Annotated in this window: 17 protein-coding genes and 2 tRNA genes; 13 read left to right on the top strand and 6 right to left on the bottom strand. The window is 65.2% G+C overall.

Features of this window, described 5'->3' with window-relative positions; all coding sequences use genetic code 11:
• Positions 1–68: 68 nt before the first annotated feature.
• The gene (locus CDA09_RS15380; protein WP_121429450.1) at positions 69–2,504 is read left to right on the top strand and encodes a Lon protease family protein; all 2,436 of its coding nucleotides are present in this window, start codon (positions 69–71) and stop codon (positions 2,502–2,504) included.
• 119 nt (positions 2,505–2,623) lie between these two features.
• On the opposite strand, the gene CDA09_RS15375 is transcribed toward CDA09_RS15380, so the two are convergent.
• The 3 genes from CDA09_RS15375 to CDA09_RS15365 form a co-directional block, all read right to left on the bottom strand.
• Positions 2,624–2,699 (bottom strand) — tRNA-Asn (locus CDA09_RS15375).
• 44 nt (positions 2,700–2,743) lie between these two features.
• Positions 2,744–2,819: transfer RNA gene (locus CDA09_RS15370), tRNA-Asn, on the bottom strand.
• Positions 2,820–2,879: 60 nt separating this feature from the next.
• Positions 2,880–4,088: an amino acid aminotransferase gene (locus CDA09_RS15365; RefSeq protein ID WP_121429449.1), complete on the bottom strand. Its 1,209-nt coding sequence runs from the start codon at positions 4,086–4,088 to the stop codon at positions 2,880–2,882.
• A 173-nt stretch (positions 4,089–4,261) separates the two neighbouring features.
• Here CDA09_RS15365 and uvrB point away from each other — a divergent pair, with 173 nt between their 5' ends.
• Positions 4,262–6,319 carry an excinuclease ABC subunit UvrB gene (gene uvrB / locus CDA09_RS15360; protein WP_121429448.1) on the top strand — a complete coding sequence of 686 codons (2,058 nt, stop codon included), beginning with the start codon at positions 4,262–4,264 and terminating at the stop codon, positions 6,317–6,319.
• 11 nt (positions 6,320–6,330) lie between these two features.
• Entirely contained in the window at positions 6,331–6,801 is a 471-nt protein-coding gene (locus tag CDA09_RS15355; RefSeq protein ID WP_121429447.1) for a low molecular weight protein-tyrosine-phosphatase, read from the top strand.
• Between the two features lie 71 nt (positions 6,802–6,872).
• Here the strand turns inward: CDA09_RS15355 and CDA09_RS15350 are convergent, their stop codons facing one another.
• On the bottom strand, positions 6,873–9,746 hold the full coding sequence (locus CDA09_RS15350; RefSeq protein WP_121429446.1) for an Rne/Rng family ribonuclease: 2,874 nt from the start codon (positions 9,744–9,746) through the stop codon (positions 6,873–6,875).
• 380 nt (positions 9,747–10,126) lie between these two features.
• On the opposite strand from CDA09_RS15350, the gene CDA09_RS15345 reads away from it, so the two are divergent.
• Both CDA09_RS15345 and CDA09_RS15340 read left to right on the top strand, forming a co-directional pair.
• Positions 10,127–11,086: an RluA family pseudouridine synthase gene (locus tag CDA09_RS15345; protein WP_121429445.1), complete on the top strand. Its 960-nt coding sequence runs from the start codon at positions 10,127–10,129 to the stop codon at positions 11,084–11,086.
• A complete protein-coding gene (locus CDA09_RS15340) occupies positions 11,079–11,735 on the top strand; it encodes an HAD-IA family hydrolase (RefSeq protein ID WP_121429444.1) in 657 nt (218 codons plus the stop codon). Before CDA09_RS15345 ends, CDA09_RS15340 begins: the two co-directional genes overlap by 8 nt.
• A gap of 9 nt (positions 11,736–11,744) precedes the next feature.
• Here the strand turns inward: CDA09_RS15340 and CDA09_RS15335 are convergent, their stop codons facing one another.
• Positions 11,745–12,464, bottom strand: coding sequence for an SAM-dependent methyltransferase (locus tag CDA09_RS15335; RefSeq protein WP_121429443.1), 720 nt, complete (start codon positions 12,462–12,464; stop codon positions 11,745–11,747).
• Entirely contained in the window at positions 12,461–13,036 is a 576-nt protein-coding gene (locus CDA09_RS15330; protein WP_121429442.1) for a Maf family protein, read from the bottom strand. The genes CDA09_RS15335 and CDA09_RS15330 overlap by 4 nt, the downstream gene beginning before the upstream one ends.
• Positions 13,037–13,170: 134 nt before the next feature.
• On the opposite strand from CDA09_RS15330, the gene CDA09_RS15325 reads away from it, so the two are divergent.
• The 8 genes from CDA09_RS15325 (at position 13,171) to fabF (ending at position 19,236) form a co-directional block, all read left to right on the top strand.
• Positions 13,171–13,674 carry a YceD family protein gene (locus tag CDA09_RS15325; RefSeq protein WP_121429441.1) on the top strand — a complete coding sequence of 168 codons (504 nt, stop codon included), beginning with the start codon at positions 13,171–13,173 and terminating at the stop codon, positions 13,672–13,674.
• A 27-nt stretch (positions 13,675–13,701) separates the two neighbouring features.
• Positions 13,702–13,881: a 50S ribosomal protein L32 gene (gene rpmF / locus CDA09_RS15320; protein WP_018992335.1), complete on the top strand. Its 180-nt coding sequence runs from the start codon at positions 13,702–13,704 to the stop codon at positions 13,879–13,881.
• Positions 13,882–13,967: 86 nt separating this feature from the next.
• Positions 13,968–14,981 carry a phosphate acyltransferase PlsX gene (plsX, locus tag CDA09_RS15315; RefSeq protein WP_121429440.1) on the top strand — a complete coding sequence of 338 codons (1,014 nt, stop codon included), beginning with the start codon at positions 13,968–13,970 and terminating at the stop codon, positions 14,979–14,981.
• Complete coding sequence (locus CDA09_RS15310) at positions 14,978–15,943, top strand: beta-ketoacyl-ACP synthase III (RefSeq protein ID WP_121429439.1); 966 nt, start codon at positions 14,978–14,980, stop codon at positions 15,941–15,943. The genes plsX and CDA09_RS15310 overlap by 4 nt, the downstream gene beginning before the upstream one ends.
• Positions 15,944–15,958: 15 nt before the next feature.
• Complete coding sequence (fabD, locus tag CDA09_RS15305) at positions 15,959–16,888, top strand: ACP S-malonyltransferase (RefSeq protein ID WP_121429438.1); 930 nt, start codon at positions 15,959–15,961, stop codon at positions 16,886–16,888.
• A 5-nt stretch (positions 16,889–16,893) separates the two neighbouring features.
• Complete coding sequence (gene fabG, locus CDA09_RS15300; RefSeq protein ID WP_121429437.1) at positions 16,894–17,643, top strand: 3-oxoacyl-ACP reductase FabG; 750 nt, start codon at positions 16,894–16,896, stop codon at positions 17,641–17,643.
• Between the two features lie 93 nt (positions 17,644–17,736).
• Complete coding sequence (gene acpP, locus CDA09_RS15295; protein WP_004255952.1) at positions 17,737–17,976, top strand: acyl carrier protein; 240 nt, start codon at positions 17,737–17,739, stop codon at positions 17,974–17,976.
• A gap of 21 nt (positions 17,977–17,997) precedes the next feature.
• Positions 17,998–19,236, top strand: coding sequence for a beta-ketoacyl-ACP synthase II (fabF, locus tag CDA09_RS15290; RefSeq protein WP_121429436.1), 1,239 nt, complete (start codon positions 17,998–18,000; stop codon positions 19,234–19,236).
• The last annotated feature ends 6 nt before the right edge of the window (positions 19,237–19,242 follow it).

The raw sequence follows: 19,242 nt of genomic DNA, 5'->3' as shown, positions 1-19,242 counted from the left end.
AGAGGGATCATGGGGCGTCCGGTCCGCCGGGCGCCCCGTTTTCATCGCAGCATCGGGAGAACAAGAAGATGGCCGACCTGCTCCCCCTCGCAGCGGACAGTCTCTGCGTCCGTTGCGCACCCGAGACATTCGCATTCGAGGACACGACGAGTCTTGCCGACGTGCCGGGGGTGGTGGGGCAGGGGCGGGCCGAGGAGGCATTGCGCTTCGGCCTGGCGATGCGCCAGCCCGGCTACCACGTGTTCGTTCTCGGCGATCCGGGAACGGGACGGCATGCGACGGTCTTCCGCCTGTTGCACGAGTTTTCGCCGATCGGCGAGGTGCCGCCCGACCTGTGCTATCTGCATAATTTCGACGACCCCCAGCGCCCGCGCCTCCTGACGCTGGCGGCCGGGCGAGGGGCTGCACTGCGTGCCGACATGCAGGCGTTCATCGCCGACCTCGGGCCGGCGATCGAGGCGGCGCTTGCGAGCGACACCTACAGCAATCGCGTGGATTCGCTGCAGGATGCGCACAAGACGCGGGAGGAGAAGGCACTGCGCGATCTGGGCGAGGCGTGTGCCGCCGATGGCGTGTCCCTGCTGCAGACGCCGGAAGGTTTCGTCTTCGCGCCCACCAAGGACGGGCAGACGATGTCGCCGGAAGATTTCGAGGCCCTGGCGCCGGAGATCCGGGCTGCGGTCGAGGAAAAAGTCGGTGCCTGGAGCGATCGTCTGGCGGATCTGCTCGAGCGGTTTCCGGGCTGGCGGAAGGAGCTTCACGAGGCCATGCAGCGCGCGGCGTACGATGCGCTGACACCGGCCGTGTCGCATCTGATGCGCGGATTGCGCGAGCGTTACGCGGACCTCCCGACGGTGCAGAGCTTTTTCGATGCGATCAGGAGCGACATCCTGGCGAGCGGCGGCGAATGGGCGAGCCAGGAGGGCGAGGAGGAGGAAGGGGCGGAGGACGAGGCCCGGACGACGTTCCATCGCTACCAGGTCAAGGTCCTTGTCGATCACTCCGCGACCAGCGGTGCTCCGGTCGTATGCGAGGACAACCCGACCTTCAGCAATCTGATCGGTCGCATCGAGCACATCTCGCAGATGGGGGCACTCGTGACGAATTTCAGCCTGATCCGGGCGGGAGCCCTTCATCGGGCTTGCGGCGGCTACCTCGTCATCGACGTGGAGCGCCTGCTGATGCAGCCGTTCGCATGGGAGGGGTTGAAGCGCGCGCTGCGTTCGGGCGAAATCCGCATCGAGCCGCCGGCGGAAGCGCAGGGCTGGAGCAACATGCTCACGCTGGAGCCCGAGGCGGTGCCATGCGATGTGAAGGTTGTCCTGGTCGGCGATCGCGAGATGTTCTACCTCCTGACCGAGAACGATCCCGACTTCCCCGAACTTTTCAAGGTTGCGGCCGACTTCGATGAGGACATGCTGCGCAACGACGCAAACGTCGAACGCTATGCGGCCCTGCTGGCAACGCTCGGACGGGCGTCGGCGCTGTTGCCGTTCGATCGGACGGGAATCGCCCGTCTGGTGGAGCACGGCGCCCGGCTTGCCGAGGACGCCGGCCGCCTGAGCCTGCAGACGCGCCTGCTTGCGGACGTGATGCGCGAGGCGGATTTCCACGCGCGCGCGCTGCAATTGGCGGTTGTGGGGCGTGAGCAGGTGGAGGCGGCCATCGCGTCGCGCTTGCGTCGCTCCGGTCGCTACGCCGAGCGGGTGATCGAGTCGATGATCGACGGGACGACACTCATCTCGACGGCGGGGGCGCGTTGCGGCCAGATCAACGCGCTTGTCGTGGTCGAGTTGGCCGGAGAGCGCTTCGGGCATCCGGTGCGCGTCACGGCCACGGCGCGGCTGGGCGAGGGCGACGTGGTCGATATCGAGCGCGAGACGGAACTAGGCGGCGCAATCCATTCGAAGGGCGTCCTGATCCTGTCGGCGTTTCTCGCGGCGCGGTATGCGCGCCACCAGCCCTTGTCCCTGTCGGCGAGCCTCGTCTTCGAGCAATCCTACTCGCCCGTGGAAGGTGATTCCGCATCGCTCGCGGAACTTTGCGCCCTGTTGTCGGCGCTCGCCCAGATTCCGATCCGCCAGTCGTTCGCCGTCACCGGCTCGGTGAACCAGTTCGGCGAGGTCCAGGCCATCGGCGGCGTCAACGAGAAGATCGAAGGCTTCTTCGATCTGTGCGCAGTGCGCGGCCTGACCGGCGAACAGGGGGTCGTGATTCCCCGGACAAGCGTGCGTCACCTGATGTTGCGCGAGGACGTCGTCGAGGCTGCACGGAAAGGCACGTTCCGGATCTTTGCGGTCGCGACTGTCGACGAGGCGATGGAAGTGCTCACCGGCCTGTCTGCCGGTGTTGCCGATGCGAAGGGCGTGATGCCGCGGGCAACGGTCAACTACAGGGTCGCTGCGGCGCTGAGCGCCATGATCGCGGCGAAGCATGCCTTCGATCATGGCGCTGCCGCCCGCCACGGCCGCTCGCGGCGGCGGCACGAGGGCGATAACGACTGACCAGCCCGCGTGACCGGGGAGTGTCGTAACCCGTTCGCGCCAACGCAGGCATTTGCGAATTCCGCAGCGATAAAGCAAATGGGCCACCCGAGAGGGGTGACCCATCCACTTGGCTTTACTGGCTCCCCGACCTGGGCTCGAACCAGGGACACACGGATTAACAGTCCGTTGCTCTACCGACTGAGCTATCGGGGATCGGTATCGTCTGCTCGCGCAGGAAAACTGCAGGAGCCAAATTTTGGCTCCCCGACCTGGGCTCGAACCAGGGACACACGGATTAACAGTCCGTTGCTCTACCGACTGAGCTATCGGGGAATTGAGCCGCGCATTATAGGTAGCGCGCGGCTATGCGTCAATAATGATCGAGCGGGTTTCTCAGGCCTTCACAACCTGGGCAATCGCCTTCGCGACGTAGCCGATGTTGCGCGAGTTGAGGGCGGCGAGGCAGATGCGGCCGGTCGACACGGCGTAGATGCCGAAGTCGTTTTTCAGCTGCTCGACCTGGGCGGCCGACAGGCCGGTGTAGGAGAACATGCCACGCTGCTGGATCACGAAGGAGAAGTCCTGCGCGACGCCGGCCGCCTTGAGGTTCTCGACGAGGCCGGTGCGCATCGCACGAATGCGGTCGCGCATGCCCGCGAGTTCGTTTTCCCACATCTGGCGCAGCTCGGCCGAGTTGAGCACGGCCGCAACCACTGCGCCGCCGTGGATCGGCGGGTTGGAGTAGTTGGTGCGGATGACGCGCTTGACCTGGGACAGCACGCGGGTCGATTCATCCTTGGCGGCCGTGACGATGGAGAGGGCGCCGACGCGTTCGCCGTAGAGCGAGAACGACTTCGAGAACGAGCTCGAGACGAAGAACTGGAGCCCGCTGGCGGAGAACAGGCGCACGGCGATGGCGTCCGGCTCGATGCCGTCGGCGAAGCCCTGGTAGGCCATGTCGAGGAAGGGCACGAGGCCGCGTTCGCGGCAGGCACCGACGACCTCGCCCCACTGGGCTTCGCTCAGGTCAGCGCCTGTCGGGTTGTGGCAGCAGGCGTGCAGCACGACGACCGAACCCGGGGCGAGTTGTTCGAGCTTGGCCTTCATGCCGGCGAAGTTCACGCCGCGGGTGGTCGGTTCGTAATACGGGTAATTTTCGACCGGGAAGCCGGCGGACTCGAACAGCGCGCGGTGATTTTCCCAGCTCGGGTCGGAAATGTAGACGGTCGCGCCGGGGAGAAGGCGCTTCAGGTAGTCGGCGCCGACCTTGAGCGCGCCGGTGCCGCCGAGTGCCTGCACGGTCACGACCTGGCCGTTGGCGATGAGGGCGGAGTCCTTGCCGAACAGCAGGTTCTGCACGGCGGTGCTGTAGGCGGCGGGGCCTTCGATGGGCTGGTAGCCACGCGGGGGCATCGCTTCGAGACGCGCCTTTTCGGCAGTCTTGACGGCTGCCAGCAGCGGAATCTTGCCGTTGTCGTCGTAGTAGACGCCCACGCCGAGGTTCACCTTCTCGGTGCGGGTGTCGGCGTTGAAGGCCTCGTTCAGTCCGAGGATCGGGTCACGGGGCGCCATCTCGACGGCGGCGAAGATCGAAGCGGGCATAGAAACAACTCCACGGTTGCGCGGCGGGCGTTGGAGACTGAACCTGTCACACGCGTACTGGTCCATCCTGCCGTGCCTTGCGCCGCATTTTGCGAAATAATGCGCGTTTGCCCGGTGTGCTTCCGTTGGTCGGAGCACTCCGGCAAGCGCTTGAAACAGCCGGAAATTCTAGCATGACGAGTTCGACGGACAGCGTTCCGGTAGTGACTTTCGAGGGCAGCCCGTTCAGGCTCCATCAGCCCTTTCCGCCTGCGGGGGATCAGCCGGTCGCGATCGGGCAGCTGACCGAAGGGATCGGCGACGGGCTGATGTACCAGACCCTGCTCGGCGTGACGGGGTCCGGCAAGACCTACACGATGGCGAACGTCATCGCCCGGTGCGGCAGGCCCGCGCTGGTCCTGGCGCCGAACAAGACGCTCGCCGCGCAGCTGTACGCGGAATTCCGTGAGTTCTTCCCCGAGAACGCCGTCGAGTATTTCGTCTCCTATTACGACTACTACCAGCCCGAAGCCTACGTGCCGTCGCGCGATCTCTTTATCGAGAAGGATTCGAGCATCAACGAGCACATCGAGCAGATGCGCCTGTCGGCGACGAAGAGCCTGATGGAGCGGCGCGACGTCGTGATCGTCGCGACGGTGTCGTGCATCTACGGTATCGGCGACCCGGTCGATTACCACGCGATGATCCTGCACCTGCGCGACGGCGAGCGCATCGCGCATCGGGACCTGGTTCAGCGCCTCGTGGCGATGCAGTACACGCGGTCCGACATCGATTTCCGCCGCGGAACCTTCCGCGTGCGTGGCGACGTGATCGACGTGTTTCCGGCGGAAAACGCGGAGTACGCCGTGCGGATCGAGATGTTCGATGACGAGATCGAGCATCTGACGCTGTTCGACCCGCTGACCGGGCACCTCAAGCAGAAACTGGTGCGTTTCACCGTCTACCCCTCCAGCCATTACGTCACGCCGCGCGCGACGGTGCTGCAGGCGATCGAGGCGATCAAGGACGAGTTGCGCGAGCGCGTCGGCAATTTCCAGCGCGCGGGGAAACTGGTCGAGGCGCAGCGCATCGAGCAGCGCACGCGTTTCGATCTCGAGATGCTCAACGAGATGGGGTTCTGCAAGGGCATCGAAAACTATTCGCGCCATTTGTCGGGGCGCGGGCCGGGCGAGCCGCCTCCGACGCTGATCGATTATCTGCCGCCCGATGCGCTGTTGTTCGTCGACGAATCGCACGTCGCGATTCCGCAGGTGGGTGGCATGTTCAAGGGCGACCGGTCACGCAAGGAGAATCTCGTCGAGTACGGCTTCCGCCTGCCGTCGGCGCTCGACAACCGGCCGCTGAAGTTCGAGGAATTCGAGCGCCTGATGCCGCAAACGATCTTCGTGTCGGCGACGCCGGCGGATTACGAGGCGACGCATCAGGGGCAGGTCGTCGAACAGGTCGTGCGGCCGACCGGGCTGGTCGATCCGGCGCTGGAAGTGCGCCCCGCAAGCACGCAGGTCGATGATCTGCTGTCGGAAGCCAAACGCCGGATCGCGGCCGGGGAGCGCGTGCTGGTCACGACGCTGACGAAGCGGATGGCGGAGGATCTCACCGACTATCTGGGGGAAAACGGCATCCGCGTGCGCTACCTGCATTCGGACATCGACACCGTCGAGCGCGTCGAGATCATTCGCGACCTGCGTCTGGGCGAGTTCGACGTGCTGGTCGGGATCAACCTGCTGCGCGAAGGTCTGGACATCCCGGAAGTCTCGTTCGTCGCGATCCTGGACGCCGACAAGGAGGGCTTCCTGCGTTCCGAGCGCTCGCTGATCCAGACGATCGGCCGCGCCGCCCGCCACATCCACGGCCGCGCGATCCTGTACGCCGATGTCGTGACGCGCTCGATGCGTGCGGCGATGGACGAAACCGAGCGGCGGCGCGCCAAGCAGGTAGCCTTCAATGCCGAGCACGGCATCGTCCCGAAGACCGTGAGCAAGCGCATCAAGGACATCATCGACGGGGTCTATTCGACCAACGACGAGCGCAATGCCGCGGTCGCCGAGGAGGCGAGGGCCGAGTATTTCTCGATGGACGAGAAGGCCGTGGCGAAGGCGATCAAGAAGCTCGAGAAGGAAATGCAGGAGCACGCCCGCAATCTCGAGTTCGAAAAGGCCGCGGCGGCGCGCGACGAATTGTTCAGACTGCGCCAGCGTGCCTTCGGCGCAGATCAGCACGGGACGACGTGAGGGGAGCCGACTTGAAGAGAATCCTGTTCGTCTGCACCGGAAACATTTGCCGTTCGCCGACCGCCGAAGGCGTGGCCCGGCATGCCATCCGCACGGCCGGTCTCGAGAGCCTGATAGAGGTCGAATCGGCCGGGACGCACGGTTACCACGTCGGTGAGGCGCCGGACCCGCGGACCAGAAAGGCTGCGGAAAAGCGCGGTTATGACCTCTCGATGCAGCGGGCGCGCAAGCTCGTTGCGGCCGATTTCGAGTCCTTCGACCTCTTGCTCGCGATGGATCTCGGGCATCTCGAGATCATGGAGCGCAACTGTCCCGACGCGCATCGACCAAAGCTGCAACTGTTCATGCGGTATGCGCGCCGGTTCACTGCCGAGGAAGTGCCCGATCCGTATTACGGCGGCGAACGCGGCTTCGATCTGGTGCTCGACTATTGCGAGGATGCGGTGGACGGGCTGCTCCACACGCTGATGTCGTCGCGCTGAATCATCAGACGAAAAAAAAAAGAGGGGCGCCCGCCGGGCGCCCCTCTCCCTGTTGCATCGTGACCTGGAGGTCAGTGCGGCTTGTGGGTTTCCACCTGCTGCAACGGCTCGTCCGCGATAACGCTCTGCGGGCGGGGGCGTCGGCCGAGCGGGCGGGCAGGGGCCTCTTCGGCGTGCGCTTCGGCAAAGGCCTGAACCTTCTCGCGGCTGGTCTCGATCATCACCAGCCCGCTTTCGGTCAGTGAGCTGCCAAGGTCGATGGGGGCGGACGGCGCACGAGCGGCTTCCGACACCTTGTTGACCACGACCGGCTCGACGGGGGCAACCGATTCGGCCGCCACGGTCGGTGCGATGACGACAGGAGCTTCTGCAGGGGCCGGCGCCTCGACCTCGGTCACGACAACGGCCTCGGGGGCCGGGGTGGCTTCCTCGGCTTGCATGACCGGCTCGGCAGCCATTTCCGCGGGCTCAACGGCTTGCGGAGCTTCGGCGGGCTGTTCGCCAGCGGCCGGCTCGACGGCCGCAGTCGCGGCAGCAAGAACCGGCATCGGTGCCTCCTCGATCCCCGCGGGAACGGCTTCGGCCGGGCTCGCAACGACTGGCAGGGGGGCTTCGGCTTCCGCGACGACGATCGGTTGGGTTTCCGCGGCGATGGTGGCAACAGCCTCCGCGGGCTGCTCGGGCTGGGCCGTCTCACTTGCGGCTTCTGCGTCGGCGCTTGCAGCGAGTGCGCCTTGCTCCTCACCGGTACGGCGGTCGCGGCGACCACGGCTGCGACGGCGACGCTTCTCGGGCGCGCCTTCCTCGCCGGCTGGTGCGACCGGTGCGTCGGTCACTCCCGGGGCAGCCGCTGCAGCGGCCGTGTCGACGACCGGCTGTGCGATCGCGCCTTCTGCCGCCTCGACGGCCTTGGGCTGACGTGGTGCGCGCCCTTGCCGGGCGCGGCCTTCGCCGCCTTCGGCCCGCTCCGTGCGTTCCGCGCGCTCGGGGCGTTCTGCGCGTTCCGGCCGTTCCGCACGCTCCGGTCGCTCGGCGCGCTCCGGTCGCTCGGCGCGCTCGGGCCGTTCGCTCCGTCCGCCGCTGCGGGCGGCCTGTGCGGATTCCTCGCGTTCGCCGCGCTGACCTTCACGACGGTTGCGCCCATTGCCGCCGCGGCGGCCTTCGCCGCGCTCGCCGCGCGGGCGCGGTTCGCGCTTGGGTTGTGCTTCCTCGGCGGGTTGCGGGGCGGGCGCAGCCTTTTCGCCACGCAGCCAGGCGAACAGGCGGGCAATCAGGCCCGGCTGAGCGGCCGGAGCGGGCGCTGCCTCGGGCTTCGGCTCCACGACCGGCGCGGGTTGTGCGGGGGCGATACCCTTCACCACCGCCTCGGCCCGCGCGGGCTTCTTGTCGTCCTTGGTCGGCAGGCGCAGATCGACTTCGGCCGGGGGCTTGCCGACCATCTGGTAGCTCGCCAACGTGAGTTCTTCCAGGTTCAGCTGATCGTGGCGCAGACGGATGATCTCGTGGTGCGGCGTCTCGAGATGGCGGTTGGGGATGATGATCAGCTGGATCTTGTGCCGGTACTCGATATGCGCGATGTCGGAGCGCTTCTCGTTGAGCAGGAAGGTTGCGACATCCACGGGCACCTGCAGATGCACGGCGCCCGTATTTTCCTTCATCGCCTCCTCTTCGAGGATGCGCAGGATGTGCAGCGCCGACGACTCGGTGCTGCGGATATGGCCGGTGCCGCTGCAGCGCGGGCAGGGGATGTAGCTGGTTTCCGCGAGGGCGGGGCGCAGGCGCTGGCGCGACAGTTCGAGCAGGCCGAAGCGGCTGATCTTCCCCGTCTGGACTCGCGCGCGGTCATGCCGCAGTGCGTCGCGCAGCCGGTTTTCGACCTCGCGCTGATTCTTCTGCGACTCCATGTCGATGAAGTCGATGACGATCAGGCCGCCCAGGTCACGCAGGCGAAGCTGGCGCGCGATCTCCTCGGCCGCTTCGAGGTTGGTGCGGAAGGCCGTTTCCTCGATGTCCGCGCCCTTGGTCGAGCGCCCGGAGTTCACATCGATCGACACGAGGGCTTCAGTGTGGTCGATCACGACCGCGCCGCCGCTCGGCAGGCCCACCTGGCGCGAGTAGGCCGACTCGATCTGGTGCTCGATCTGGAAGCGCGAGAACAGCGGCACGTCGTCGCTGTAACGCTTCACGCGGTTCACGTTCCCCGGCATCACGTGCGCCATGAACTGCTGCGCCTGTTCGTGCACGTCGTCGGTATCGATCAGGATCTCGCCGATATCCGGCTGGAAGTAATCACGGATCGCTCGGATCACGAGGCTGCCTTCCTGGTAGATCAGGAATGCGCCCGACTGCGACTGCGCAGCACCGTCGATGGCGCGCCACAGTTGCAGCAGGTAGTTGAGGTCCCACTGCAGTTCCTCGGCGTTGCGTCCGATTGCCGCCGTGCGTGCGATCAGGCTCATGCCCTGCGGCACTTCGAGCTGGTCCATGACTTCGCGCAGCTCGCTGCGCTCGTCACCCTCGACGCGTCGCGACACGCCGCCGCCGCGCGGGTTGTTCGGCATCAGGACGAGGTAGCGTCCGGCCAGCGAGATGTAGGTGGTGAGCGCGGCGCCCTTGTTGCCGCGCTCGTCCTTCTCGACCTGGACGATCAGCTCCTGCCCTTCCTTCAGCGCATCCTGGATGCGTGCCTTGCCGGCATCCACGCCCGGGGCGAAGTAGGAGCGGGAAATTTCCTTGAACGGCAAGAACCCGTGCCGTTCCGAGCCGTAATCGACGAACGCCGCTTCGAGGCTGGGCTCGATGCGGGTGATGACGGCTTTGTAGATGTTGCTCTTGCGTTGTTCCTTGGCGGCCGATTCGATATCGAGGTCGATCAGTTTCTGACCATCCACGATTGCGACGCGCAGTTCCTCGGCCTGCGTCGCATTGAAAAGCATGCGCTTCATTGATTTCGTTCCCCCGCGCGAAACCCACGGGCAGGACGAACGGCGCGCACCATCGCGCTTGTTACGTGATCAGGAGCGGGTAGGTTGTTCTACTTTTTTCCGGTCGGTAAAGGCTGTGATGGGTCGGCTGGTCGAATTTCGCGCGCTCCCGCCTTCGGGCCGGAACGCTTGATCCTGCGGGTGTGCGTTACGCGTCTTTGTTCAATCCAATGGATCGAAGATTGTCGATTGCGTTACCATCGGTGCCTTTTTCGGCAACGACAGCACGTTTTGGTCGTCCGGGAGCTCTTCTGGGGCTCGCTGTCGACCGCTTTCCTCCGCATCGTTGCGCGAGGGACGTCGACCAGACCGGGACTGACCGGCGGCAAATATATTTCAGGATGATGGCACAAGGCAAAGTGGCCGCGGTGCGACGCGAGCGCGTGGACGATTCGGTCGCAGGGCAGCGGATAGATAACTACCTGATGCGCGTGTGCAAGGGCGTGCCGAAGAGCCACGTCTATCGGATCCTGCGCAGCGGGGAAGTGCGCGTGAATGGCGGGCGGGTCGGCCCGACTTACCGTCTCGCGCTCGGCGACGAAGTGCGCATTCCCCCGGTGCGCGTGGCGGCGCGCGATGCGCCCGCGGCTGCGCCTGCAGGCAAGCCGCTGCCGGTCGTGTACGAAGACGACGCGTTGCTCGTCATCGACAAACCCTCGGGCAAGGCGGTGCATGGGGGTAGCGGCGTGAGCTTCGGCGTCATCGAGCAGTTGCGCAGTCAACGCCCGGACGCGCGCATGCTCGAATTGGCCCATCGGATCGATCGGGAAACGTCAGGCCTGCTCATTATTGCCAAGAAGCGTTCGGCGCTGACGGCCCTGCACGACATGATGCGTGAGGGGCGCGTCGAAAAGCGCTACCTCACGCTGGTGCCGGGGCGCTGGGCCAACCCTTTGCAGCACGTGAAGGAACCGCTGTTCAAGTACCTGACGCCAGAAGGCGAGCGCCGCGTGCGTGTGAGTGGCGAGGGCAAGCCCGCTCACAGCGTGGTGCGGCTCGTCAGGCGCTGGCAGCGTTTCAGTCTTCTCGAAGTGGAACTCAAGACCGGCCGCACCCATCAGATCCGTGTGCATCTCGCCCATCTTGGCTTTCCGCTCTGCGGCGACGACAAGTACGGGGATTTTCCGCGTAACAAGGCGCTGGAGCAGGAAGGCCTGAAGCGGATGTTCCTGCACGCCGCCTATCTGTCCTTCGAGCACCCGCTGACGGGTGAGACGATCGCGCTGCAATCACCCCTGCCCGATGAATTGCAAGGCTTTGTCGATCATCTGGATGCAAGCGAGTCAGACAAGAATGGCTAATCGTTACGATCTCATCGTTTTCGACTGGGACGGGACCCTGATGGATTCGGCCGCCGCGATCGTCCATGCCATCATGGCCGCGTCACGCGACTTGAATCTGCCGGAGCCGTCCGAGGCGCGTGCGCGGCACGTTATCGGATTGGGGCTCGCCGACGCCTTGCGCCATGCAGTGCCCGATCTGCCCGAGGCCGATTACCCCAGGATGGCCGAGCGCTACCGCTATCACTACCTGTCGCGGGATCATGAATTGTCGCTGTTCCCCGGCGCATACGAAATGATCGAGGAACTCGCGGCTGCCGGTCGCATGCTGGCCGTGGCGACGGGAAAGAGCCGGCCGGGACTCGATCGCGCGCTCGAGCGCAGCGGGCTCGGGTCGTTCTTCGACAGTACGCGCTGTGCGGACGAGTGTTTCTCGAAACCTCATCCGGCGATGCTGGAGGAGATCATGGCCGAGCTGGGCGTCGTACAGGAGCGCACGCTGATGGTCGGTGACACCACCCACGATCTGCAGATGGCGAGAAACGCCGGGGTCGCGGGGCTGGGGGTGGCTTTCGGCGCGCACCCGAGGTCGGTGCTGGAGGGCGAGGAAGTGATCGGTCTGGTCGACTCGCTGGCGGAGCTGGCGCTGTGGCTCCGTGAGAACACCTGAACGTGTAGATCAGTCCGCCAGAATCAGGAACAGCGCCGGCCGTTTCGCCAGTTCGGGCTTCGGTCCCTTGCGCCAGTCCGCAATGCTCGCGCTGCCGATCCACTCGTTGGCTGTCGTCAGTTCCCGCGCGACGCAGAGGCGCGTCGCCGGTCGGCAGATTGCCAGTAGTGCGTCGAACAGCCGCTCGTTGCGGTAGGGCGTTTCGATGAAAATCTGGGTCCGCCGCTGACGGCGCGATTCGTCCTCGAGCTGTCGGATGCGGCTGTCACGCTCGGCCTCGGAAACCGGCAGATAGCCGTTGAACGCAAAGCTCTGGCCGTTCAGGCCCGACGCCATCAGGGCGAGAAGGATTGACGACGGGCCGACCAGCGGGCGCACGGGAATGCCTCGCGCGTGTGCGCGTGCGACCAGCCGCGCGCCCGGATCGGCGACCGCAGGGCAGCCCGCTTCCGACATCAGGCCGATGTCCTGGCCATCGAAGGCCGGCGCGAGCAGGGCGTCGAGCGATGCGTTGTCGCCCTTTTCGGGTAGTGGCTGGATGTCGATCTCGCGCAACGGGCCGGGGTGTTCGAGGCGCTTCAGCTCGGCGCGCGCGGTCTTTGCGTTCTCGACGACGAAGTGGCGGATCCCGCGCGTAATCCGCGCCACGTCGCGCGGGAGGATGTGCTCACAGGCCGTGTCGCCCAGGCTCACCGGGACAAGGAAAAGCGAGCCGCGCTGCGCAGTCATGGGAGTTGCACGCCTTCCGCGCGCAGGAGGCGCGACAGGGCGATGAGCGGAAGGCCGATGAGGGCGGTCGGATCGTCGCCGGACAACGACTCGAGAAGCGTGATGCCGAGCCCTTCCGATTTGGCGCTGCCGGCACAATCGAGTGGGCGCTCCTTGTCGACATAGCGCCGGATTTCCTCGTCGCCGAGTTCGCGGAAGCGCACAAAGGTCGGGACGCTCTCGCTGCGTACCTGTCCGGTGCGCGTGTTCACCACGGCGAGCGCCGTGTGGAAGGTCACTGCCTGGCCGCGCATGCGGTGCAGCTGGGCGATTGCCCGCGCGACGGTGCCGGGTTTGCCGAAGATCTCCTCGCCGATGTGGGCGACCTGGTCGCTGCCGATCACCAGCGCGTCGGCGTAATTGCGGGCGACGGCTTGTGCCTTTTCGATCGCGAGGCGGTTCGCGGTAGCGGGAGGCGTTTCACCGGGCAAGGGGGTTTCGTCGACCTGCGGGCTGGCTGTTTCGAACGGCGTCTGGAAGCGTTCGAGTAGCAGGCGGCGATAGGTGGAAGTCGATGCAAGTACGAGTTTCATGGTCGCAGAGAGGTTGTTGGCGCGCCGGTCGGGCCATTCCGGCGCAGCGCGATCCGGTCGGCAGTGCAAGCCCTTGAAAACAGGGGGTCGGTACTTTTGACAGGGGAAGCCGAAAATAATATCATGCGCCCCTTATGCCGCAACGAAGCGTTATTCCGGATCCGTTCAAGTTCGCAGCTGAAGGCCGCAGCCTGATCGGCACCATTCCGCTGGCTGAGTTGTCGCGCCTGGCCGACGTGCTGCTGGACAAATCCGGCGAGGTGCAGTTCAGCCTGGTCGGCGAGATGGGGATCGATCGCAAGCCTCGCATGCAGCTCGCCATTACCGGCGAACTGCGCGTGCGCTGCCAGCGGTGCCTCGGCTCGATGGCGTGGCCGCTCGGGGTGAAGGTGCAGTTCGAACTGGTCCGGCCCGGTCAGCCGATCCCGGAAGACGAGCTGGAAGAAGACGAGTTCGATGCGATTGAAGCGACGCCCGACATGGATGTGAGGGCGTTGGTAGAGGATGAGATCGTGCTGGCGGTGCCAATCGCGCCTCGGCATGAACAGTGTGAGGCGCCCCGCCCGGATGGTGGCGCCGTAAAGGAATCGCCGTTCGCGTCGCTTGAGAAGTTGCGCAAGACCGACAGCGCGGAATAGGCGCGATATTTGTACTAGGAGTTTTTCATGGCCGTTCAGCAGAACAAGAAATCCCCCTCCAAGCGTGGCATGCATCGCGCCCACGACTTCCTGACCAACCCTCCGCTCGCGGTCGAAGCGACCACCGGCGAAGTTCATCTGCGTCATCACATCAGCCCGAGCGGTGTGTATCGCGGCAAGAAAGTCGTCAAGACCAAGGGCGAATAAGTCCGGTCCCTCAAGGCGGCGCAGCGCTTCGGGCGCCTGCGCCGTTTTTTCATCCTGATTCCCTGTTCGAATTGCACGAAAACACGATGGGTGTCACCGTTGCGATAGATTGCATGGGTGGCGATCATGGCCCGTCCGTGACGGTGCCGGCCGCGCAGGCCTTCTTGCGCAACCATCCCGCGGCGAACGTGATTCTGGTCGGGCGCGCGGATGCGCTCGAGCAGGCCGTTGCCGCGATCGGTCATGGTTTTGGCGATCGCGTCTCCGTCCAGGTGGCCTCCGAGGTCGTCGAGATGGGCGATCCGCCCGCAATTGCCATGCGCACGAAGAAGGATTCGTCGATGCGCGTGGCGGTGAACCTTGTCAAGGCTGGCAAGGCCCAGGCAGCCGTCTCCGCGGGAAATACCGGCGCCCTGATGGCGATCTCGCGCTTTGTCCTCAAGACACTAGACGGTATCGACCGCCCGGCGATCGCGACGATCCTGCCGGCGCGCAAGGGGCAGGTGTACGTCCTCGATCTCGGTGCCAACGTCGATTGCGAACCCGAGCACCTGCTTCAGTTCGGGATCATGGGGGCGATGTTGGTGTCGGCGGTCGAGCACGTGGATCGTCCGTCGGTCGGCCTGCTGAATATCGGCGAAGAGGCGATCAAGGGCAACGATGTCGTCAAGCGCGCGGGCGAGCTGCTTCGCACAAGCGGGCTGAACTTCTACGGCAACGTGGAAGGGGACGACATCTACAAGGGAACGACCGATGTGGTCGTGTGCGACGGCTTCGTCGGCAACGTGGCCCTGAAGACGTCCGAGGGGCTGGCACAGATGCTGGCGGCCTTCCTCAAGGAAGAATTCAGTAGAAGCCTGTTGACGAAGGCAATGGCTGTCGTTGCAATGCCGGCGCTCAAGCGCTTCAAGAATCGCGTCGATCACCGTCGCTACAACGGTGCGGCCCTCGTCGGTCTGCGCGGCGTGGTGGTCAAGAGCCATGGTTCTGCCGACGCCTATGCGTTCGAGCAGGCGATTCACCGGGCTGCCGAGGCTGCGTCCAACCGTTTGGTTGAGCGCATCAGCGAGCGCATGGTGGCAATGGGGAGAGCAGCATGATCTATGCACGAATCGCCGGTACCGGGAGCTTCCTGCCGGGCGATCCGGTCAGCAACGATGATCTGGTGGCGCGCGGCATCGATACGTCCGACCAGTGGATCGTTGAGCGTACGGGCATCCGCGCGCGCCATCTGGCTGCCCCGGAGGTCACCTCGAGCGATCTCGCCTGCGAAGCGAGCCGTCGTGCCATCGAGGCCGCAGGGCTTCGGCCGGAAGACATCGATCTTCTTATCGTTGCGACGTCCACGCCCGATTGCATTTTTCCGAGCACGGCGACGCTGCTTCAGGCAAAACTCGGCATTCGCAATGGCGCTGCCGCATTCGACGTGCAGGCAGTGTGCACGGGCTTCGTTTATGGCCTGACGATCGCCGAGAAGTTCATCCGTTCGGGCAGCCACAAGCGCGCCCTGGTGGTCGGCGCCGAAGTGTTCTCACGCATCCTCGACTGGTCCGATCGCGGCACCTGTGTGCTGTTCGGCGACGGGGCCGGCGCTGTCGTGCTCGAGGCTTCCGACGCGCCGGGTATCCTGTCGACCTCGCTGCATGCGGATGGCAGCCATCATCCGATCCTCTGCGTGCCGGGCGCGGTCGCCGCGGGGCAGGTGATCGGGGACCCGTTCCTGCGCATGGATGGTCAGGCCGTATTCAAATTTGCGGTCAAAGTGCTGGGCGAAGTCGCGCATGAAGTGCTCGCGCAGGTCGGGGTCGAGGCCGGGCAGGTGGACTGGATGATTCCGCACCAGGCGAACATCCGCATCATCCAGGCGACCGCCAGACGGCTCGGTGTGCCGATGGAGAAGGTGATCACCACGGTCGACCGCCACGGCAACACGTCAGCCGCCTCGATCCCGCTTGCGCTCGATCTGGCCGTTCGTGACGGGCATATCCGCCCGGGGCAGCGAATCGTGATTGAAGGCGTCGGCGGAGGCTTCACCTGGGGCGCCGCGCTGCTCCAATTCTGAGACAGGACAAGAACAATGGCTTTTGCTCTGGTGTTTCCGGGACAGGGTTCCCAATCCGTGGGAATGATGGCAGCTTACGGTGACCGCGCCGAGGTCCGTGATACCTTTGCCGAGGCGTCGGATGCACTCGGTGAGGATCTCTGGCAGATGGTCAATGACGGCCCTGCCGATCGCCTGGCGCTCACCGTCAATACGCAACCCCTGATGCTGACCGCCGGTGTTGCCGCCTATCGCGCATGGCTTGCCGCCGGTGGCCCGAAGCCGCAACTCGTCGCCGGTCACAGTCTCGGCGAGTATTCGGCGCTCGTCGCCGCGGGGGCGATGGCCTTCGCCGATGCGGTGCCGCTCGTGCGTTTCCGCGCGCAGGCGATGCAGGAAGCCGTTCCGGCCGGCGAAGGCGGCATGGCTGCGTTGCTGGGGCTGGAAGTGGAGGCGGTTCGAGAGGCCTGCGCCGAGGCTGCGCAGGGGGAAGTCGTTGAGGCGGCCAACCTGAACGCGCCGGGCCAGATCGTGATCGCCGGCGCCAAGGCGGCGGTCGAGCGTGCAATCGAAGCCGCGAAGGCGCGGGGTGCGAAGCGCGCGATGCTGCTGCCGGTGAGTGCGCCGTTCCACTGCGCGCTGATGAAACCGGCCGCCGAGCGCCTCGCCGAGCGCCTCGCGTCGGTGGCGATCGGCAAGCCCGGGATTGCCGTGCTCAACAACGTCGATGTCGCGGCCTACGACGACCCGGCGAAAATCCGTGACGCACTGGTGCGGCAGGCCTTCTCGCCGGTGCGCTGGATCGAGCTCGTACAGGAAATGGCGCGGCGTGGCATGGGACACATCCTCGAATGCGGTCCGGGCAAGGTCCTCGCGGGCATGACCAAGCGGATCGCGGGTGAGGTCCAGGGCGGGTCGATCCACGACGCCGCCAGTCTCGAACAATCCATTGCGGCCCTGAGGTGATTCAGATGAGTTTTTCGCTCGAAGGGCAGGTGGCCCTCGTTACCGGCGCCTCGCGGGGAATCGGCCGGGCAGTGGCCCTGGAACTGGGGCGGCTCGGTGCGACCGTCATCGGTACCGCGACCTCGGAGTCCGGTGCCGCGGATATCGAAACGGGTCTGCAGGAGGCCGGTGTCAAGGGTTGCGGAATGGCCCTCAATGTCACCGACGCGGCTGCCTGCGAAGCGGCGATCGGCGACATCGAGAAGCGTTTCGGCGCCGTCGGGATCCTCGTGAACAACGCGGGCATCACGCGCGACAATCTCGCGATGCGCATGAAGGACGACGAGTGGGATGCCGTCATCGACACCAACCTGAAGGCGGTGTTCCGCATGTCGCGGCTCGTCATGCGCGGCATGATGAAGGCGCGCGGCGGTCGCATCATCAACATCACGTCGGTCGTCGGCAGCGCCGGCAACCCGGGGCAGGCGAACTACGCAGCCGCGAAGGCCGGTGTCGCCGGCATGAGCCGCGCGCTGGCGCGCGAACTGGGCAGCCGCAACATCACCGTGAATTGCGTGGCGCCAGGCTTCATCGACACCGACATGACCCGCGCGTTGCCCGAAGCCGCGCGTGACGCCCTGCTAGGCAACATCGCACTCGGACGTCTCGGTCGTCCGGAAGAAATCGCCGGGGTGGTGGCGTTTCTCGCCTCGCCCGCTGCCGCTTACGTGACGGGCACGACCCTGCACGTCAATGGCGGTATGTACATGTCGTGATCGCCGGCCGCGATAGCGGTTGCCATCCTTTTTGGTAGAATACGCCGGCTTTTTTTCTTACATATCTGGATCATTCTGGGAAGGAGTTAGTTCATGGAGAACATCGAGCAGCGCGTCAAGAAAATTGTCGCCGAACAACTTGGTGTGAACGAGTCGGAAATCAAGATCGAGTCCTCGTTCGTCGACGATCTGGGCGCGGATTCGCTGGATACCGTGGAACTGGTCATGGCACTCGAGGAAGAGTTCGAGTGCGAAATCCCGGACGAAGAAGCTGAGAAGATCACCACGGTTCAGCAGGCGATTGACTACGTCAACGCCCACCTGAAGAAGTAATTCTGATTACCGGAGCGAACCTTGACCCGTCGCAGAGTCGTCATTACCGGCCTGGGCATCATCTCCCCGGTCGGCAATACCGTTCCGGAGGCCTGGGACAACATTGTCAACGGCCGCTCCGGGATCGGCGAGATCACGCGCTTCGATACCACCAACTTCCCGGTGAAGATCGCCGGTGAAGTGAAGGGGTTCGACATCGGTGCGTATCTCTCGCCGAAAGAAGCTCGCCGCATGGATGTGTTCATCCATTACGGCATGGCTGCCGGCATCCAGGCATTCAAGGATGCCGGGTTGCAAGTGACTGCCGAGAACGCCGAGCGGATCGGCGTCAATCTGGGCTCGGGCATCGGCGGTCTGCCGATGATCGAATCGACCCACGACGATTACCTGAAAGCGGGGGCGCGCAAGATTTCCCCGTTCTTCATTCCGGGCACCATCATCAACATGATCGCCGGCAACCTGTCGATCATGTTCGGCCTGAAGGGGCCCTGCCTCGCGATGGTGACTGCTTGCACGACCGCTACGCATTGCATCGGCGAGGCCGCCCGTCTCATCCAGTATGGCGATGCGGACGTGATGGTCGCCGGCGGCGCGGAGTCGACCGTGACGCCGCTGGCCGTCGGGGGGTTCGCGTCGGCCCGCGCGCTCTCCACGCGCAATGACGACCCGCAGACGGCGAGCCGTCCGTGGGACAAGGGGCGGGACGGTTTCATCCTGGGCGAGGGCGCCGGCGTGCTGGTGCTCGAAGAATACGAACATGCGAAGGCGCGTGGCGCGAAGATCTATGCGGAAGTCGTCGGCTACGGCATGAGCGCCGACGCGTACCACATGACCGCTCCGTGCGAGGATGGCAACGGCGCGGCTCGCTGCATGACCAACGCGCTGCGCGATGCCGGCATGTCGCTCGACGAAGTCGATTACATCAATGCGCACGGCACGTCCACGCCGCTCGGCGACCTCGCGGAAACGACCGCGGTCAAGCGCTGCTTCGGGGATCGTGCCAAGTCGATCGCGGTCAATTCGACGAAGTCGATGACCGGCCACCTGTTGGGTGCTGCAGGAGGGGTCGAGGCGGTGTTCACGGCGCTGGCCCTGCATCACCAGATCGCGCCGCCGACGATCAACATCTTCGAGCAGGATGAGGGCTGCGATCTCGACTACGTGGCCAACAAGGCACGGCCGATGGAAATCCGGGCGGCGTTGTCGAATTCGTTCGGCTTCGGCGGCACCAACGGAACGATCGCGTTCCGTCGCATCTGATCGTCA

It is taken from the genome of Azoarcus sp. DN11 (genome assembly GCF_003628555.1).
Lineage (GTDB): Bacteria > Pseudomonadota > Gammaproteobacteria > Burkholderiales > Rhodocyclaceae > Aromatoleum.
This window is presented reverse-complemented; position numbering and strand designations above follow the sequence as displayed.

Coding starts and splice junctions, on each gene's coding strand:
- CDA09_RS15380 (WP_121429450.1), top strand. CDS start 69: ATGGCCGACCTGCTCCCCCTCGCAGCGGACAGTCTCTGCGTCCGTTGC.
- CDA09_RS15365 (WP_121429449.1), bottom strand. CDS start 4,088: ATGCCCGCTTCGATCTTCGCCGCCGTCGAGATGGCGCCCCGTGACCCG.
- uvrB (WP_121429448.1), top strand. CDS start 4,262: ATGACGAGTTCGACGGACAGCGTTCCGGTAGTGACTTTCGAGGGCAGC.
- CDA09_RS15350 (WP_121429446.1), bottom strand. CDS start 9,746: ATGAAGCGCATGCTTTTCAATGCGACGCAGGCCGAGGAACTGCGCGTC.
- CDA09_RS15345 (WP_121429445.1), top strand. CDS start 10,127: ATGATGGCACAAGGCAAAGTGGCCGCGGTGCGACGCGAGCGCGTGGAC.
- CDA09_RS15340 (WP_121429444.1), top strand. CDS start 11,079: ATGGCTAATCGTTACGATCTCATCGTTTTCGACTGGGACGGGACCCTG.
- CDA09_RS15335 (WP_121429443.1), bottom strand. CDS start 12,464: ATGACTGCGCAGCGCGGCTCGCTTTTCCTTGTCCCGGTGAGCCTGGGC.
- CDA09_RS15330 (WP_121429442.1), bottom strand. CDS start 13,036: ATGAAACTCGTACTTGCATCGACTTCCACCTATCGCCGCCTGCTACTC.
- CDA09_RS15325 (WP_121429441.1), top strand. CDS start 13,171: ATGCCGCAACGAAGCGTTATTCCGGATCCGTTCAAGTTCGCAGCTGAA.
- rpmF (WP_018992335.1), top strand. CDS start 13,702: ATGGCCGTTCAGCAGAACAAGAAATCCCCCTCCAAGCGTGGCATGCAT.
- plsX (WP_121429440.1), top strand. CDS start 13,968: ATGGGTGTCACCGTTGCGATAGATTGCATGGGTGGCGATCATGGCCCG.
- CDA09_RS15310 (WP_121429439.1), top strand. CDS start 14,978: ATGATCTATGCACGAATCGCCGGTACCGGGAGCTTCCTGCCGGGCGAT.
- fabD (WP_121429438.1), top strand. CDS start 15,959: ATGGCTTTTGCTCTGGTGTTTCCGGGACAGGGTTCCCAATCCGTGGGA.
- fabG (WP_121429437.1), top strand. CDS start 16,894: ATGAGTTTTTCGCTCGAAGGGCAGGTGGCCCTCGTTACCGGCGCCTCG.
- acpP (WP_004255952.1), top strand. CDS start 17,737: ATGGAGAACATCGAGCAGCGCGTCAAGAAAATTGTCGCCGAACAACTT.